The sequence below is a fragment of the uncultured Microbacterium sp. genome, assembly GCF_937927635.1.
Lineage (GTDB): Bacteria > Actinomycetota > Actinomycetes > Actinomycetales > Microbacteriaceae > Microbacterium.
Genome location: NZ_CALBRW010000018.1, coordinates 155,482 through 170,666, shown reverse-complemented (window position 1 = coordinate 170,666; position 15,185 = coordinate 155,482). Strand labels below are relative to the sequence as shown.

Genomic DNA, 15,185 nt, shown 5'->3' with positions numbered 1-15,185 from the left:
TGGCCGTCCGGAGAGGAGAGGAAGAAGGAGAGAGATGAAGAAGAAGAGGAACGACCTGCCGGAGCTGACCAGGGCGCGCGCCGCGCGGCTGTTCGCCGACGAGTCCGGCGCGGCCACGGCCGAGTACGCCATCACCACGATGGCCGCTGTGGCCTTCGCGGGCATGCTGGTGGTGATCATGCGGTCGGACGAGGTGCGCGGCATCCTCACCGATCTCGTGCGGCGGGCGCTGACGGTGTCATGATCGGGACCGCCGGTTGCGCCGGGCGAGCGGTGCGCGAGCCGAGCGGACGGTCAGCGTGGCGCCGACGGTCGTGGCGCGCGCGGTCAGCGTGGCGCGGACTCGGCGGTGAGCGGGGATCCGTCGCCGCCGAGCTCGCGATCGCGCTGCCCGCCGTGCTGCTGGCACTGCTGCTGGGCGTCGGCGCGCTGAACGCCGCCGCCGTGCAGGTCTCGCTGCAGGATGCTGCCGCCGATGCCGCGCGCCTGCTCGGGCGTGGGGAGAGCACCGCACGGGCCGCCGGCGTGGTCGGCACCGTCGACGGCGCCGGCATGGCCTCCGCGAACGCGGGTGATCTGGTCTGCGTCACGGCGTCCGTGCGGGTGCGTGTGGGCCGGCTCATCAGCATCCCGTTGAGCGCCCGCAGCTGCGCGCTGGACGGCGGACTGTAGGAACCGCAGAAGAAGAGGAAGGAGTGCTCATGGCGGGAACGGCTCTGGCGGCCGGTGTCCTCACGGTCGCGGCCACCCTTTCGGTGGGGCTGGCGGCGGTGGGTGGTGCGGCGGTGACCGCGCAGCGCGTGGCGGGTGCGGCGGATGCCGCAGCGCTCGCCGCGGCAGACGCGGCATCGGGCGCCGTGACGAGCGACGAGGATCCGTGCGCACTGGCCGCACGGGTGGCGGCATCCGCCGGCGGGACCCTGACCGGATGCCGCATCGACGGGCTCACGGCGACCGTGCGGGTGGAATCCGCGTACGCTGGTCTGGTCGCCGCATCCCGCGCCCGCGCCGGGCAACCCGAGGGATGACAGGCGAGCCCCACGCCGCTGCAGCATTCGGAATGCAGGGTCCCCGACCCTGTGCTCGCGCCAGGACAGCGGTGTGTATGGTGTGCTTCGGAGAAAGGACGCACTCTTGGCACAAGGCAAGAAGCTCGTCATCGTCGAGTCCCCGACGAAGATGCGATCTATTCAGGGCTACCTCGGCGACGACTACGAGGTGCTCAGCTCCGTCGGCCACATCCGCGACCTGGCCGACAAGAAGGACATCCCCGCCGCCGACAAGAAGGCGTACGGGAAGTACTCGATCGACGTCGACCACGACTTCGACCCCTACTACGTCGTCTCCGACCGGAAGACGAAGACCGTCGCCGAACTCAAGCGCGCGCTGAAGACCGCAGACGAGCTCCTGCTCGCCACCGATGAGGACCGCGAGGGCGAGGCCATCGCGTGGCACCTGCTGGAGACCCTCAAGCCGAAGGTCCCCGTCAAGCGCATGGTGTTCCACGAGATCACCAAGGATGCGATCCAGGCGGCCGTCGGACGCACCCGCGACCTCGACCTGGCACTCGTCGATGCGCAGGAGACCCGGCGCATCCTCGACCGGCTGTACGGCTGGGACGTCTCGCCGGTGCTCTGGTACAAGGTCAAGTCCGGCCTGTCCGCGGGGCGCGTGCAGTCCGCCGCCACCCGCATGATCGTCGACCGCGAGCGCGAGCGCATGGCGTTCACGTCCGCCGACTACTGGGACGTCGAGGCCACCGCGACCTCGGCCGGGCAGTCGTTCGGCGTGCGCCTTGTGCGCATCGACGGCGGGCAGCTGGCCCGCGGCACCGACTTCGACGACACCGGCAAGCTCAAGAAGGCCGTCGTCGTGCTCACCGAGGCCGAGGTCATGGCGCTCGCCGCTGCCGTCGACGAAGCCGGCTCCGCCACCGTCAGCAAGGTCGAGGCCAAGCCCGGCACCCGCAGCCCCTACCCACCGTTCACCACCTCCACCATGCAGCAGGAGGCCGGTCGCAAGCTCTCGATGAGCGCCAAGCAGGCGATGAGCGTCGCCCAGCGGCTGTACGAGAAGGGGTACATCACCTATATGCGCACCGACTCGGTCGCGCTGTCGACGCAGGCCGTCCAGGCCGCGCGCAGCCAGGCCGTCGCGCTGTACGGCGATGCCGCAGTGCCGCTGAAGCCCCGCGTGTACAAGTCCAAGAGTAAGAATGCGCAGGAGGCGCACGAGGCGATCCGCCCGTCGGGTGAGCAGTTCCGCACTCCGGCATCCGTCTCCTCCCACCTCGACCGTGACGAGCAGCGGCTGTACGACCTGATCTGGAAGCGCACCGTCGCCAGTCAGATGTCGGATGCCAAGTACGAGACCACCACGGTCACGCTCGAGGCCTTGGTGGAGGGCAAGAAGCTCGAGTTCACCGCATCCGGCACCGTCTACACGTTCAAGGGGTTCCTGGAGGCCTACGAGGAGGGCCGCGACGAGAAGCGCAACGCGCAGGACGCCGCCGCGAATCAGTCCCTGCCGGCCGTCGCCGTCGGCGACGAGCTGGGGATGGCGGATGCCGAGGCCAAGGGCCACCGCACCACGCCGAAGCCCCGCTACACCGAGGCGTCGCTGGTGAAGGCGCTGGAGGAGCACGGCATCGGCCGTCCGTCCACGTTCGCGAGCATCATCGGCACCGTCATCGACCGCGGCTACGCCACCAAGCGCGGCCAGGCGCTGGTGCCGACCTGGCTGGCGTTCAGCGTGGTGCGGCTGCTCGAGGAGCACTTCGCCGAGCTGATCGACTACGACTTCACCGCCACGCTCGAGGACGACCTCGACGCCATCGCCCGCGGAGAGCAGGACCGCAACGCCTGGCTGCGCTCCTTCTACTTCGGCTCCGATGCGCATGTCGGGCTGCGGCAGGTGGTCGACAACCTGGGCGAGATCGACGCCCGCGCGCTGAACTCCACCCGCATCACTGACACCGCCACCCTGCGCTTCGGCAAGTACGGCCCGTACCTCGAGGTCACCGACCCGGCGAACCCCGAGGCCAAGCCGCGCATCGTCAACGTGCCCGAGGACCTCGCTCCCGACGAGCTGACCGCGGCCAAGGCGCAGGAGCTGGTCGACGCCCCCGTCGCCGGCGATCGCGTGCTCGGCGAGAATCCCGAGAACGGCAAGATCATCGTCGTCAAGGACGGCCGCTTCGGGCCGTACGTGCAGGAGAACGACCCGGTGTCCGAGGACGACGCGGTCGATGAGACCACCGGAGAGGTCGTTCAGGCCCCGAAGAAGAAGTCGAAGAAGGATGCTGCGCCCAAGCCGCGCACGGCCTCGCTGTTCCGTTCCATGTCGGTGGACACCATCGACCTCGAGACCGCGCTGAAGCTGCTGAGCCTTCCTCGCGTGGTCGGGAAGGACCCCGAGTCCGGGAACGAGATCACGGCGCAGAACGGCCGGTTCGGCCCGTACCTGAAGAAGGACAAGGACTCGCGCTCGCTGGAGAGCGAGTCGCAGATCTTCGACATCACCCTCGAGCAGGCCCTGGAGATCTACGCGCGGCCCAAGTACGGCGCCGGGCGCACCAGCAGCGCGCTGAAGGAGTTCGAGGCGGATCCGGTCAGCGGCAAGCCGATCCGCATCCGCGACGGGCGCTTCGGCGCGTATGTGACCGACGGCGAGACGAATGTCACCATCCCGCGCGGGCAGACGCCCGACGACGTGACCTTCGAGATCGCCGTGCAGATGCTGGCCGACAAGCGCGCCAAGGGCCCGGCACCCAAGCGGGGCCGCGCCGGCGCCAAGAAGGCTCCGGCGAAGAAGGCTCCGGCGAAGAAGCCTGCGGCCAAGAAGAAGGCCGCGCAGACCGATGGGCAGAAGGCCGCCGCGCGTTCTGAGGCGGCCAAGAAGGCCGCGGCCACGCGCAAGGCGAACGCCATCGCGAAGGCGGACGCGGCACGGGCAGCGGCCAAGGCGGGTTCGTGAGCCCGGAGCATCCCGGTCTCTGGGTCACTCTGGAGGGTGGCGACGGCTCGGGCAAGACCACGCAGGCCGCGCTGCTGTCGGAGTGGCTCGGCGCGCGGGGCCGCACGGTGCTGCACACCCGTGAACCCGGCGGCTCCGAGGTGGGCGTGCTGATCCGCAACATCGTGCTGCACCACCGCGGCGAGGTCGTGCCGCGGGCCGAGGCGCTGCTGTACGCGGCCGACCGCGCGCACCACGTCGCGACGGTCGTGCGTCCCGCTCTGGCGCGCGGCGAGGTCGTCATCCAGGATCGCTATCTGGACTCGTCGGTCGCCTACCAGGGCTCTGGACGCGTGCTGGACCCCGTCGAGATCCGCGACCTGTCGCTCTGGGCCGCCGAGGGCGCCCTGCCCGATGTGACCGTGCTGCTGGACATCGACCCGGCTGCCGCGCGCCGGCGGATGGATGCCGAGGACCGGCCCTTCGACCGTCTGGAGGCCGAGAAGGCCGACTTCCACACTCGCGTGCGCGAGGCGTACCTCGGACTGGCGGATGCTGAGCCCGAGCGCTTCCTCGTCGTGGACGCCGCGCTGGCCCCGGACGAGATCGCGGAGCGGATCCGCTCCCGCGTCGCACCGCTGCTCTGATCTGCCGCGCGGCGACGTCTGATGCCGCGGTTAGGCTGGAACGCATGACCACAGCCGTGACCGCCCCGTTCCCGTGGAGCGAGGTGTGGGGGCAGGACGCCGCGGTGCAGACGCTGCGTCAGGCGGCCTCCGACCCGGCAGCGCTCTCGCACGCCTGGCTGATCACCGGCCCGCCCGGATCCGGCCGCTCCACGCTGGCCTACGCGTTCGCGGCGGCGCTCATCGCCGAGCATCCGGACGATGAGAACACCATGCGACAGGTCATCGCGCGCACGCATCCCGACCTCACGGCGCTCCGCACCGACAAGATCATCATCACCATCAAAGAGGCGCGCGCCCTCGTGGAGCGCTCCTACTTCGCGCCGTCCGCCGGACGCTACCGCGTGATCGTCGTAGAGGACGCCGACCGCATGGTCGAGCGCACCTCCAACGTGCTCCTGAAGGCGCTCGAGGAGCCGCCTGAGCAGACCATCTGGGTGCTGTGCGCGCCCAGCGAGGCCGACCTGCTCCCCACGATCCGTTCCCGAGTGCGGGCGCTGCGGCTGCGCGAACCCGAGGTCGCCGACGTGGCGCGCCTGATCGCGCTGCGCACCGGCGTGGACGAGGCCATCGCCGAGCAGGCCGCTCGCCACGCGCAGCGGCATATCGGCATGGCCCAGCGGTTGGCCACCGACGACGGCGCTCGCCGCCGCCGTGATCAGACGCTGCGGGCCGTGCTGGGCGTGCGCGGCGTCGGCACCGCCGTCGAGGTCGCCGGGCACATCATCCAGGCCGCCACCGAAGACGCGAAGGCGCTCACCGCCGAGCGGGACGCCGCCGAGCGCGCCTCGCTGCTGCGCACGGTGGGCGTGGCAGAGGGCCAGGCCGTGCCGCATGCGCTGCGCCCGCAGATCGCCGCCCTCGAGGACGAGCAGCGCAAGCGCGCCACCCGCAGCCTGCGCGACGGCATCGACCGGGTGCTCACCGACCTGCAGTCGCTGTATCGCGACGTGGTCATGCTGCAGTTCGGCCGCGACGGCGAACTCATCAACACCGAACTGCACACCGAGCTCGCCGCACTCGCTGCGGCCTGGCCCGTCGAGCGCACCCTGATCGCCTTGGACGCCATCGCCGACACCCGCGCCACCCTCGAGCGCAACGTCTCGCCGCTGCTGGCGACCGAGAGTCTCCTGGTGACCATCTCGAGCGGAAGGACACCGTGACCGATCGCCCATGGCGCGGACTGCGCCGACTCATCACCGTGCTGGCAGGGCTCGCGGCAGCGTCTGTCGTGCTGTCCGGATGCCTGTACGCGCAGATCCCCGTCGAGAAGCCCGCTGCCACCCGCACGGCCGACACGACCGACGTGCCGGCCGACCTGGTGCCGTTCTACTCGCAGCAGCTGGACTGGTCGTCGTGCGGTGCGGGCTTCGACTGCACCACGGTCAAGGCGCCGCTGGACTGGGAGAACCCGGGCGGTGGCGACATCTCCCTGGCCGTGGTCCGCCATCGCGCCACGGGGGCTTCGCAGGGCTCGCTGCTGGTCAACCCCGGTGGTCCAGGGGGCAGCGGCTACGATTTCGTGCATGACAGCCTCGACTACGCGGTGGGGGCCGCGCTCATCAAGGACTTCGACGTCATCGGGTTCGACCCGCGCGGTGTCGGGCGCTCGACGGCCGTGAAGTGTCTCGACGCCAAGGCCATGGACGAGTTCAACTACGGTGCGATCTCCGAACCCCGCAACACCCCCGCCTGGGAGGACGCCGTCAAGGCAGAGGACAAGGTGTTCGCCGACGCCTGCGAGGCGAACAGCAACGGCATCCTGCCGTTCATCACCACGGTGAACTCCGCACGCGACATGGACCTCATCCGTGGGGTGCTGGGAGACAAGACCCTGAACTACCTCGGGTACTCCTACGGCACCTTCCTCGGCGCCACCTACGCCAAGCTGTACCCGCAGCGCGCGCAGCGCCTGGTGCTGGACGGGGCGCTGGATCCCACCGTGCCGAGCCTGCAGGTGGGCACCATCCAGGCCATCGGCTTCGAGTCGTCCTTGCGCGCCTACATGAAGAACTGCCTGGCCGACTCCGGCTGCCCGTTCAACGGCACCGTCGACGAGGCGCTCAGCGATGTCCGCGCACTGCTCGCGACCGTGTCGCGCACACCGATGAAGAACGCCGACGGACGCGTGCTCACGGTCGACAGCATGATCACCGGCATGATCGCCGCGCTGTACAGCCAGGACAGCTGGACGTATCTGACGAGAGGCTTCAAGACCGCGCTGCAGGGGGATGCCTCGGTCATGATGGCGCTGGCGGACTCGTACAACGGCCGCACAGCCGACGGCACGTACTCCGACAACACCACCGAGGCGTTCCAGGCGTACAACTGCATGGACTACCCGCTCGATGACAGCAAGGCCGCAGAGGACGCCGCAGTGAAGGTGCTCGAGGCGCAGGCGCCGACCTTCGCGCCGTACTGGCAGGGGCCCGACCTCTGCGAGGAGTGGCCCTACCCGCCCACGGGTACGCGCGAGGCCATCACCGCATCCGGGTCCGGCCCGATCGTCGTAGTGGGCACCACGAACGACCCGGCGACGCCGTACGTCTGGGCGGAGTCGCTGGCGAAGCAGCTGGAGAACGGCACGCTGATCACCCGGGTCGGCGAGGGGCACACCGGCTACAACAAGGGGAACAACTGCGTAGACGACGCCGTGGAGGCGTTCCTCACCAAGGGGACGGTCCCGAAGGACGGCCTGCGCTGCGGGTGAGGGCGCCTCGGTTTCGTGGTGACGGCATCGCCATAGTAGGATCGTTTCTTGTGCCGCAGTGCGCTGCGCACGCCACCTTAGCTCAGTGGTAGAGCATCCCACTCGTAATGGGAAGGTCGTCAGTTCGATCCTGACAGGTGGCTCCGGAAGGCCCCGGGATGCTCGCATCCCGGGGCCTTGATGTCAGGCGCGGCGCCCGATCAGATGATGCTGCGGTTCTCGGACTTGGCCTCGCGGGCCTCCTTGGTGAACGCGCGCACGATCACGGCGAGCGTGCCGGCCACGATGAGCGGCCACACCAGCACGTAGGCGGTGAGGATGAGGGTCGAGAGTTCCATCTGGGTCTCCTTCTTCGAATCAGCGAGTGGGGGTCTCGGCGTCATCCGCCACGGCCACCAGGGAGGTGCCGGACTCCGGAATCGCCTCGTGCTCGGACGCGCGATCGAAGTCGCCGGTGCGCACCTTGATGAGATCGAAATCGAAGTCGGGTTTCCTGCTGGGCAGGGTGAGCGCCACGCACACGATCGTCGACACGGCGTACGCGACCAGCGATCCCGACAGCACGGGGTACGTGTGCAGGAATCCGATCGAGAAGGGCGCAGCCGCGACGGTGGCGACGACACCGACGATCAGGGCCGTGCGTCGGCCGAAGAAGCCGAACGCCATCAGCCCCAGCACCACGCCGATGCCCACCGTGGAGAGCACATCCGAGACGATCCCGATCGGGCCGTCGAGCTCCACCCACTCGAATCGCACCGGCAGGAACGCGGCCAGTGCCACGACGACGGAGACGGAGAACGCCAGGTTGGTCACGCGGTTCCAGTAGAAGCTCGCGATCACGGGGAACACCAGCGCGCCCCACAGCGCCCCCACGAACACCAGCAGATCGAGGATGTTCAGCTGCGAGCCGGCGAAGAAGAGCCCCGCGACCATGGCGACGACCATCGTGATGCGGCCGACGAGCACCATGGTGCGCGGGTCGGCCTTCTTCTTGCCGGCGATGTTCTGCCCGTAGATGTCGGCCATCATGATCGATGAGAGCGCGGTCAGGTCGGCATCCGCTGTCGAGGACAGTGAGCCGATGATCATCACGAAGAACACGCACAGCAGCAGCGGGGACAGATAGGTCGCAGCCATCTGCGGGATGAGGTTGTTGACGTCGCCGCCCGCGGGGGTGATCCCGGCGTACAGGGCGATCACGCCCAGCATCCCGATCCCGATGATCGTGGCGCCGTATCCGAAGGTCGCGGTGATGAACGTCTTCTTGATGAGATCCTCGCGCACGGCGAACAGTCGCTGCGCGATGGTCTGGTTCCCGATCGCGTAGGCGAGCACGGCGGCGATGTACGGTGCGCCCTGGTTGAAGAACGCGTCGGAGGAGAAGAAGTCGGCCTGCTGCGGGGTGACGTGCTGCGCGCCGGTCTCGAACAGGCCGGGTCCGCCCGCGGCGAAGAACACCACGGGGATGATCACGATCACCGCTCCCAGCATGGCCACCACCTGGGCGAAGTCGGTGAGCACCGATGCGCGGAATCCCGACCACAGCGTGTACAGCAGCACGCCGGCGCCGATCGCGAGGATGCCCTGACTGAACGTGAACGGCGAGAGCATCGAGATCAGCGCGCCGCCGGCGATGAGGTTGGACGTCAGGCTGATCAGGCTGCCGAGCACGTTGGACCCGGCCAGCATGAGCTGGCTGGAGCGGCCGTGTCGGGCGAACATCACCTCGGCGATGGTGTGCGCCCGCGGCGCCACCTGGCGGATGCGCCTGCCGAAGGGATAGATGAGCAGGATCATCAGCGCTCCCCACAGTCCGTAGTGGATGGGGCCGGAGATGCCGTAGGTGTAGCCGGAGGTGGCTGAGGCGTACATCGATGCCGCCCAGATCCAGGTGGCGGTCATGGATGCGGCGGAGATGCCGAATCCGATCCTGCCGCCGCCGGTCATGTAGCCGTCGGCATTCTCGGTGCGCTTGCGGATGCGCAGCGACATGTACAGGCTGCCGCCGAAGAACAGCAGCATGAGCAGGACCACGACGGGTCCAGCGAGGGTGTACAGATTTTCCATGTGTCTCTCTCTTCTCGTCGGCGCGGCGGGCGCCGGTCATCGGGGGAGCGAGAGAGTGCTAGCGGGTGGGGAGCGTGGCCTTGAGCGGGCCGGAGCGGAAGAGGGTGTCGGAGGTGGGAGTCACGGTGCGTCTGTTCACGCAGGCCGGCATTCGGTGCCTTTCGTCAGCGGGCACGCGTGCAGTCACCGATCCTCGCCGCGGGATGGCGCGCGCGTGCGCGGACGACGCGGAGTCGTCCGTGCGAGCCGGAGGGGACCTGCACTGCTCACGGCCAGGCGCAGTCGTGGCGCGCCGACGGGCGGAGTCCGAGACTCCTGCGGGCGCTCGCTCTCAGCAGCAGCGCGGCGAGCGCATCCGGCCCGCCTTTCAAAAGTAACATCTGATCGGGACTTGTCAAACGCACGAGAACAGCGGATGCCGTGGCGGCGGCATCCGCGTACGCTCGGGGGATGAGCAGAGCACTCCTCATCGTCGACGTGCAGAACGACTTCACCGAGGGCGGCGCACTTGCCGTCACGGGAGGGGACGCCGTGGCTTCCGGCGTCAGCGCATTCCTCGCGGAGCATGCGGGGGACTACGCCGCCATCATCGCCTCCCGCGACTGGCACGACGCCGACGGCGACAACGGCGGGCACTTCTCCTCGGATCCCGACTACGTCGACACCTGGCCGGTGCACTGCGTGGCAGGCACCGACGGCGCGGCCTACGATCCGCTGCTGGTGACGGATGCCGTCACCCACCACGTGCGCAAGGGGCAGGGCGTTCCCGCCTACTCGATGTTCGAGGGCAACACGGAGCAGGGCGAGACCGTCGGCGACGTCCTCGCCGCGCACGGCGTGACGGATGCCGACGTCGTGGGGATCGCCACCGATCACTGCGTGCGGGCCTCGGCGCTGGATGCCGTCGCACACGGCGTGCACGTGCGGATCCTGACCGACCTGGTCGCTGGCGTCGGCGAGGAGTCCAGTCAGGCGGCATTGGCAGAGCTCGCGCACGCCGGTGCGGAGCTGGCGCTTTCGAGCGAGGCATGAGCGTCCGCTGCGCACTGCTGCTGCGAGCCGTGAACGTCAGCGGGCGCAACCGCGTGCCCATGGCCGAGCTGCGCGATCTGCTGGCCGCACGCACGGATCTGGAGGACATCAGCACCTACATCGCCAGCGGCAACGTGATCTGCAGCGTGGGCGGTGAACTCGACGAGGCCCGCGCACAGGTGCGCGGCCTGATCCACGAGGACTTCGCGGTGGACACCCCGGTGATCGCCCGCACGCACGAGGAGCTCGTCGCCGCTCTCGCGGAGAATCCGTTACAGGATGCCGTGGCCGACAAGATGCTGCACGTGATGTTCCTGGAGTCCGAGCCGTCCGTCGGCGCCGAGCGCGTGTTGCGCGAGCGGCTGCAGCCGGGGGAGCACATCGCGGTGCGCGGGCGCGACCTGTGGATCGACTACGGCACGGGCGGGGTGGCCGGCACCACGCTCACCAGGCCCGTACTGGATCGCGCCCTCGGCGTGGCGGGCACCGCCCGCAACCTGCTGACCCTGCGCAAGCTCGCAGAGCTCACCGCCTGACAGCCCTCCCGTACGCTGGGTGCGTGCCCGACCGCTCGTACCCCGCCACGATCGCGGCGGCCGTGGATCACGAACTGGTGATCCGCAAGTCGCGCTTCCTCGCACACGTCGCCCCGGTGGCCTCGCCCGAGCAGGCCGACGAGGTCATCGCTGCGGTGAAGAAGCAGCACTGGGATGCCCGGCACAACTGCAGCGCGCAGGTCACCGGCGTCCTCGGAGACCGTGCGCGCTCGTCCGATGACGGTGAGCCGTCCGGCACTGCCGGCACCCCCATGCTCGAGGTGCTGCGCCGCCGGGAGCTCACCGACGTCGTCGCGGTCGTCACCAGGTACTTCGGGGGCATCAAGCTGGGCGCCGGGGGACTCGTGCGCGCGTACTCGTCGGCCGTCGCCGAGGCGCTGGATGCGGCATCCCTCGTCGACCGGCGGATGCTGGCGCAGATCACCCTGGCCGTGCCGCACTCCGACGCCGGACGCTTCGACAACCTGCTGCGGGACTGGGCTGCACGCCACCACGCGGTGCTGGGCGAGACGCGATACGCGCAGCAGGCGGTGTTCGAGGTGTGGAGCCCGCAGGACGCCGTCGAGGCACTGGGCGCGGAGGTGGCATCCGCGTCGGGTGGTGCTGTCGCAGCATCCGCCACCGGCACCACCCGCGTGGTGGATGTGCCACGCTGATCTCGGAGAGGAATCACATGGATCTCGGACTTCAGGGAAGGCGTGCCATCGTCACGGCATCCAGCGCCGGACTCGGCTATGCCTGCGCTGCGCAGCTGGCGGCGGCGGGGGCGTCCGTGGTCATCAACGGCCGCGACGAGCGGGCACTGGCGGAGGCCGCGGAGCGCCTGCGCCGTGAGACCGACGCCGACGTGCAGGCGGTCGCGGGAGACGTCGCCGAACCGGCCGTGCAGCAGGCGCTGGTCGCCGCGGCGGGTGAGGTCGACATCCTCGTGAACAACAACGGGGGTCCGCCGTTCCGCGACTTCCGCGAGGTGGATCGGGAGGCGCTGCTGAAGGGCGTCACGGCCAACATGGCCACGCCCATCGAGCTGATCCAGCGCGTGATCGACGGGATGATCGAGCGCAGGTTCGGCCGCATCGTGAACATCACGTCGTTCTCGGTGAAGATGCCCATCGCGGGGCTGGATCTCTCCAGCGGCGCCCGCGCGGGACTGACGGGATTCCTCGCCGGCGTCGCCCGGGACGTGGCGCACGCCAACGTCACGATCAACTTCATGATGCCCGGTTACTTCGCCACGGATCGTCTGCGCTCACTGCACGCGCGCGAGGCGGAGGGCCGGGGCGTGCCGGAGGAGACCGTCGCGATCGAGGGGGCATCGCGCATCCCCGCCGGCAGGTTCGGAGATCCCGACGAGTTCGGTGCCGCCTGCGCGTTCCTGTGTTCGCAGCACGCCGGCTACATCACCGGGCAGAGTCTGCTCATCGATGGCGGCGCGTACCCCGGCATCCTGTGATCTCCTGACTCTGCGGCATCGGCGGCATGCCGCCGATCGGGCGGAAGTCCACACGTCGGGTGCCGCAGTCCGCGCAGCGCACGTAGACGATCACGCCATCGGAGGTGCGATGCGCGGACTCGGTGATCCAGGCGTGCTCATGCACGAGCGGGAGCGGGCGGATGCTGATCGGCAGGGTGTCCGGTGCGGTCATGCCTCTCTGCATCTCACCGAGCGCGGCATGCACCGCCTGGCCCGCTGCGCGGCCGAGCCCTGCCGCAGCGTGTTCGCCGACGTCACCCGCAACGGGCGTCAGCGGTACTGCTCGGTGCGCTGCGCCAATCGCGACGCCGTGCGCCGGTATCGCGCCCGTACAGCCTGACCTCCGACGGGGCCGTGGTGCGGGTACGGCGTCGTCAGGCGCGCAGCGCGGCCAGCACGGCATCCGACAGCGGCGGCCACGCCTCGATCGCCCAGGGGCCGAAATCGCGGTCGGTCAGGGCGATGCAGGCGACGCCTGCCTGCGGGTCCACCCACAGGAACGTGCCGCTCTGCCCGAAGTGCCCGAACGTCGCGGGCGAGTTGGCAGTCGAGGTCCAGTGCGGCGACTTGTGGTCGCGCAGCTCGAAGCCCAGCCCCCAGTCGTTCGGGCGCTGGATGCCGTAGCCCGGCAGCACGCCGTAGATTCCGGGGAACGCGACGACGGTCGCTTCGGCGAGGGTCTGCGGAGCGATCAGGGTCGGATGCTGCAGCTCGGCCGCGAAGCGCGACAGATCCGCCACGGTGGACACGCCCGCCGCTGCCGCGGAGCCCTGCAGCGCCGAGGAGGCCATGCCCAGCGGCTGGAAGACGGCCTCATCGAGGTACTCCGCGAACGGGATCCCGGAGTGCTCGGCCACGGCGTCGGCCAGCACCTCGAACCCGCGGTTGGAGTAGATGCGCCGGGTGCCAGGAGCCGCGCGCACGGTGTCGTCGCTCGCGTCCAACCCGGAGGCGTGCGAGAGCAGATGGCGCACAGTGGAGCCCTCCGGACCTGCCGGGGTGTCCAGGTCGAAGACGCCCTCCTCTACGGCGACCAGGGTCGCGTAGGCGGTGAGAGGCTTGGTGACCGACGCCAGCCAGTACGGGCGGGTGATGTCGCCGCGGGATGCCAGCGCCCTGCCGTCGGCCGAGACGACCGCCGCGGCCGCGTTGTCCACGGGCCAGCCGTCGATGGCGGTGAGCGCGTCGTCCAGGGTCGTCATGATTCCTCCGCAGTGTCGAGCCGCTGGCATCCTCCCACACCGGAGGTGGGCAGTGTCCGACAGCGCGGACTCTGACATGATCGGCGCATGACCACGAGCATCCCGCGCGCATCCGCGATCCTCGCGGGCCTCGCCCTGATCCTCCTCCCGCTTGTCGCGGTGGCGGTCAAGACCATCGCGTATCCCGGCTGGATGCTGGTGGTGATGATCTACTACAGTCCGATCCTCCTGATCGGCTACGCGACCCAGATCGTCGTCGCCGCGAACGGACTGCTGCGGGAGCGCGGGGTGCTGCGGACGGGGTCGGCGGGTCGGCGCCCGGTCATCGCCGCCTGGCTGACGTCTGTCGCCGTCGTGGCCACGGCGTTCTTCCTCGTCGACGGCGGAGACGACGGGCGGTACGGGTCGGTGTTCACCGAGCTGATGGGCACGAGCTCCACCGCGGCCGGTGAGTCGGCGTCGATGGCGGTGCTCACGCCGCTCGCCCTGCTGTGGGTCGGCGGCTGGCTGTGGCTGGTGACCGAGTGGATCGTGCAGCTGGTGCTCGCGCGCAGGGTGCGGGAGCGCTTCCGGTTGAATTCGGAGCGTGGTTTAGACTTCTGACAGGTGCCGCACCGCTTCAGCTGCGGTGCCGGCCCCCGTAGCTCAGAGGCAGAGCAACCGGCTTTTAACCGGTGGGTCGGGATGTCGGAATTCCCCGGGGGCACATCATCGGGCTCCATGTCGTTGCCTCCTGTCGACGGCGCTGAAAGCACGATACGCCCGGTCACCGACATCCGCTCTGCGCATACGCACGCCGATGCCAGCAGGGCTCGCGTACCCTGGATCGAGTGCCAGAGCAGTTCAGACGCCCCGTCCGGCGGCCCACCGCAGCCTTCGACAACCTCGTCGGAGCAGCTGATCCCGCCGAGCGCTCACGGGTGGCGCATGCCACGGCATCCGCTCTGCTGGAGCGCGCCCGCCGTGACGAATCCGGCGAGGTGACCGAGCGGCTGGTCGCGTTCACCGCCGAGCACGGCATCGACGAGATCGCCGAGCTGTGGTCGCAGGCGCCCGCGCGCTCGCTGCCGGGTGCGCTGTGGCGGCTGTACCTGCTGCAGATCGCCATCCGCAGCGACGCCGCGATGACGGCGCTGCTGTACGAGCGCGGCCGCGTCGAACTGCGGTCGGCGGATGCCGTGATCGCCGGCGCTCCGACCCCCGCCAGCCCCGAGGAGCTGGCGGCACTGGTCGACACCATCCTGCGCGGGGTGTTCCACGGCGACTTCTCCGTCGCGCTCGACCGCGCGGCCGCCTACTGCCGCGTGCAGGCCTCGGGCGCCACGCACACCGCCGACGACTACGAGCCCACCGAACCCGACCGGGCCAGCGAACTCACCCGCCGTGCGCTGCGACTGGACGGCTACGCCGACGATCTGTCGGCATCCGCATCGTCCTGGCGGCGCGGCACGCTGAACTGAGTCCGATCTCGGCAGCAGAATCCGGACAGAGAAAGACCGGGCC

At 69.7% G+C, this 15,185-nt stretch carries 17 protein-coding genes, 2 tRNA genes and 1 pseudogene; 16 read left to right on the top strand and 4 right to left on the bottom strand.

Annotated elements, in window-relative coordinates:
• Positions 1–34 precede the first annotated feature (34 nt).
• The 8 genes from Q0568_RS09255 to Q0568_RS09220 all read left to right on the top strand — a co-directional run bounded on the left by Q0568_RS09255 (position 35) and on the right by Q0568_RS09220 (position 7,493).
• On the top strand, positions 35–244 hold the full coding sequence (locus Q0568_RS09255; protein WP_298865663.1) for a DUF4244 domain-containing protein: 210 nt from the start codon (positions 35–37) through the stop codon (positions 242–244).
• Positions 241–672 (top strand): TadE family type IV pilus minor pilin, encoded by a 432-nt coding sequence (locus Q0568_RS09250; protein WP_298865660.1) that lies wholly within the window; start codon positions 241–243, stop codon positions 670–672. The genes Q0568_RS09255 and Q0568_RS09250 overlap by 4 nt, the downstream gene beginning before the upstream one ends.
• Positions 673–701: 29 nt before the next feature.
• Positions 702–1,028: an Rv3654c family TadE-like protein gene (locus Q0568_RS09245; protein ID WP_298865659.1), complete on the top strand. Its 327-nt coding sequence runs from the start codon at positions 702–704 to the stop codon at positions 1,026–1,028.
• A gap of 106 nt (positions 1,029–1,134) precedes the next feature.
• Positions 1,135–3,975, top strand: a complete 2,841-nt coding sequence (gene topA, locus Q0568_RS09240) for a type I DNA topoisomerase (RefSeq protein ID WP_298865657.1) — start codon at positions 1,135–1,137, stop codon at positions 3,973–3,975.
• Complete coding sequence (gene tmk / locus Q0568_RS09235; protein WP_298865655.1) at positions 3,972–4,601, top strand: dTMP kinase; 630 nt, start codon at positions 3,972–3,974, stop codon at positions 4,599–4,601. Before topA ends, tmk begins: the two co-directional genes overlap by 4 nt.
• A 44-nt stretch (positions 4,602–4,645) precedes the next feature.
• Positions 4,646–5,803: a DNA polymerase III subunit delta' gene (locus Q0568_RS09230; protein WP_298865653.1), complete on the top strand. Its 1,158-nt coding sequence runs from the start codon at positions 4,646–4,648 to the stop codon at positions 5,801–5,803.
• On the top strand, positions 5,800–7,350 hold the full coding sequence (locus Q0568_RS09225) for an alpha/beta hydrolase (RefSeq protein WP_298865651.1): 1,551 nt from the start codon (positions 5,800–5,802) through the stop codon (positions 7,348–7,350). Before Q0568_RS09230 ends, Q0568_RS09225 begins: the two co-directional genes overlap by 4 nt.
• A gap of 71 nt (positions 7,351–7,421) precedes the next feature.
• A tRNA-Thr gene (locus tag Q0568_RS09220) sits at positions 7,422–7,493 on the top strand.
• Positions 7,494–7,550: 57 nt separating this feature from the next.
• Here Q0568_RS09220 and Q0568_RS09215 read toward each other — a convergent pair.
• Entirely contained in the window at positions 7,551–7,688 is a 138-nt protein-coding gene (locus Q0568_RS09215) for a putative transporter small subunit (RefSeq protein WP_298865648.1), read from the bottom strand.
• 19 nt (positions 7,689–7,707) lie between these two features.
• Positions 7,708–9,417 carry a sodium:solute symporter family protein gene (locus Q0568_RS09210; protein ID WP_298865645.1) on the bottom strand — a complete coding sequence of 570 codons (1,710 nt, stop codon included), beginning with the start codon at positions 9,415–9,417 and terminating at the stop codon, positions 7,708–7,710.
• A gap of 450 nt (positions 9,418–9,867) precedes the next feature.
• Between Q0568_RS09210 and Q0568_RS09205 the strand changes: the two genes are divergently transcribed.
• From Q0568_RS09205 to Q0568_RS09190, 4 genes are read left to right on the top strand one after another with little or no spacing between them, the layout of a single operon-like run.
• Positions 9,868–10,449 (top strand): isochorismatase family protein, encoded by a 582-nt coding sequence (locus tag Q0568_RS09205; protein ID WP_298865643.1) that lies wholly within the window; start codon positions 9,868–9,870, stop codon positions 10,447–10,449.
• Positions 10,446–10,985, top strand: a complete 540-nt coding sequence (locus tag Q0568_RS09200; RefSeq protein ID WP_298865642.1) for a DUF1697 domain-containing protein — start codon at positions 10,446–10,448, stop codon at positions 10,983–10,985. The genes Q0568_RS09205 and Q0568_RS09200 overlap by 4 nt, the downstream gene beginning before the upstream one ends.
• A 23-nt stretch (positions 10,986–11,008) precedes the next feature.
• Positions 11,009–11,662 carry a YigZ family protein gene (locus tag Q0568_RS09195; RefSeq protein ID WP_298865636.1) on the top strand — a complete coding sequence of 218 codons (654 nt, stop codon included), beginning with the start codon at positions 11,009–11,011 and terminating at the stop codon, positions 11,660–11,662.
• A gap of 17 nt (positions 11,663–11,679) precedes the next feature.
• Positions 11,680–12,459 (top strand): SDR family oxidoreductase, encoded by a 780-nt coding sequence (locus Q0568_RS09190; RefSeq protein ID WP_298865634.1) that lies wholly within the window; start codon positions 11,680–11,682, stop codon positions 12,457–12,459.
• On the opposite strand, the gene Q0568_RS09185 is transcribed toward Q0568_RS09190, so the two are convergent.
• On the bottom strand, positions 12,425–12,652 hold the full coding sequence (locus Q0568_RS09185; RefSeq protein ID WP_298865632.1) for a hypothetical protein: 228 nt from the start codon (positions 12,650–12,652) through the stop codon (positions 12,425–12,427). The two genes, Q0568_RS09190 and Q0568_RS09185, sit on opposite strands and share 35 nt — an antisense overlap.
• A 3-nt stretch (positions 12,653–12,655) precedes the next feature.
• Between Q0568_RS09185 and Q0568_RS09180 the strand changes: the two are divergent.
• Positions 12,656–12,820, top strand: a pseudogene (locus Q0568_RS09180) (CGNR zinc finger domain-containing protein); the annotation flags it as partial.
• A gap of 34 nt (positions 12,821–12,854) precedes the next feature.
• Here the strand turns inward: Q0568_RS09180 and Q0568_RS09175 are convergent.
• Complete coding sequence (locus Q0568_RS09175) at positions 12,855–13,682, bottom strand: serine hydrolase (protein ID WP_298865629.1); 828 nt, start codon at positions 13,680–13,682, stop codon at positions 12,855–12,857.
• Between the two features lie 87 nt (positions 13,683–13,769).
• Here Q0568_RS09175 and Q0568_RS09170 point away from each other — a divergent pair, with 87 nt between their 5' ends.
• The 3 genes from Q0568_RS09170 (at position 13,770) to Q0568_RS09160 (ending at position 15,142) form a co-directional block, all read left to right on the top strand.
• The gene (locus tag Q0568_RS09170) at positions 13,770–14,285 is read left to right on the top strand and encodes a hypothetical protein (RefSeq protein ID WP_298865627.1); all 516 of its coding nucleotides are present in this window, start codon (positions 13,770–13,772) and stop codon (positions 14,283–14,285) included.
• Between the two features lie 31 nt (positions 14,286–14,316).
• A tRNA-Lys gene (locus Q0568_RS09165) sits at positions 14,317–14,388 on the top strand.
• 124 nt (positions 14,389–14,512) lie between these two features.
• The gene (locus Q0568_RS09160) at positions 14,513–15,142 is read left to right on the top strand and encodes a DNA-directed RNA polymerase subunit beta (protein WP_298865625.1); all 630 of its coding nucleotides are present in this window, start codon (positions 14,513–14,515) and stop codon (positions 15,140–15,142) included.
• The last annotated feature ends 43 nt before the right edge of the window (positions 15,143–15,185 follow it).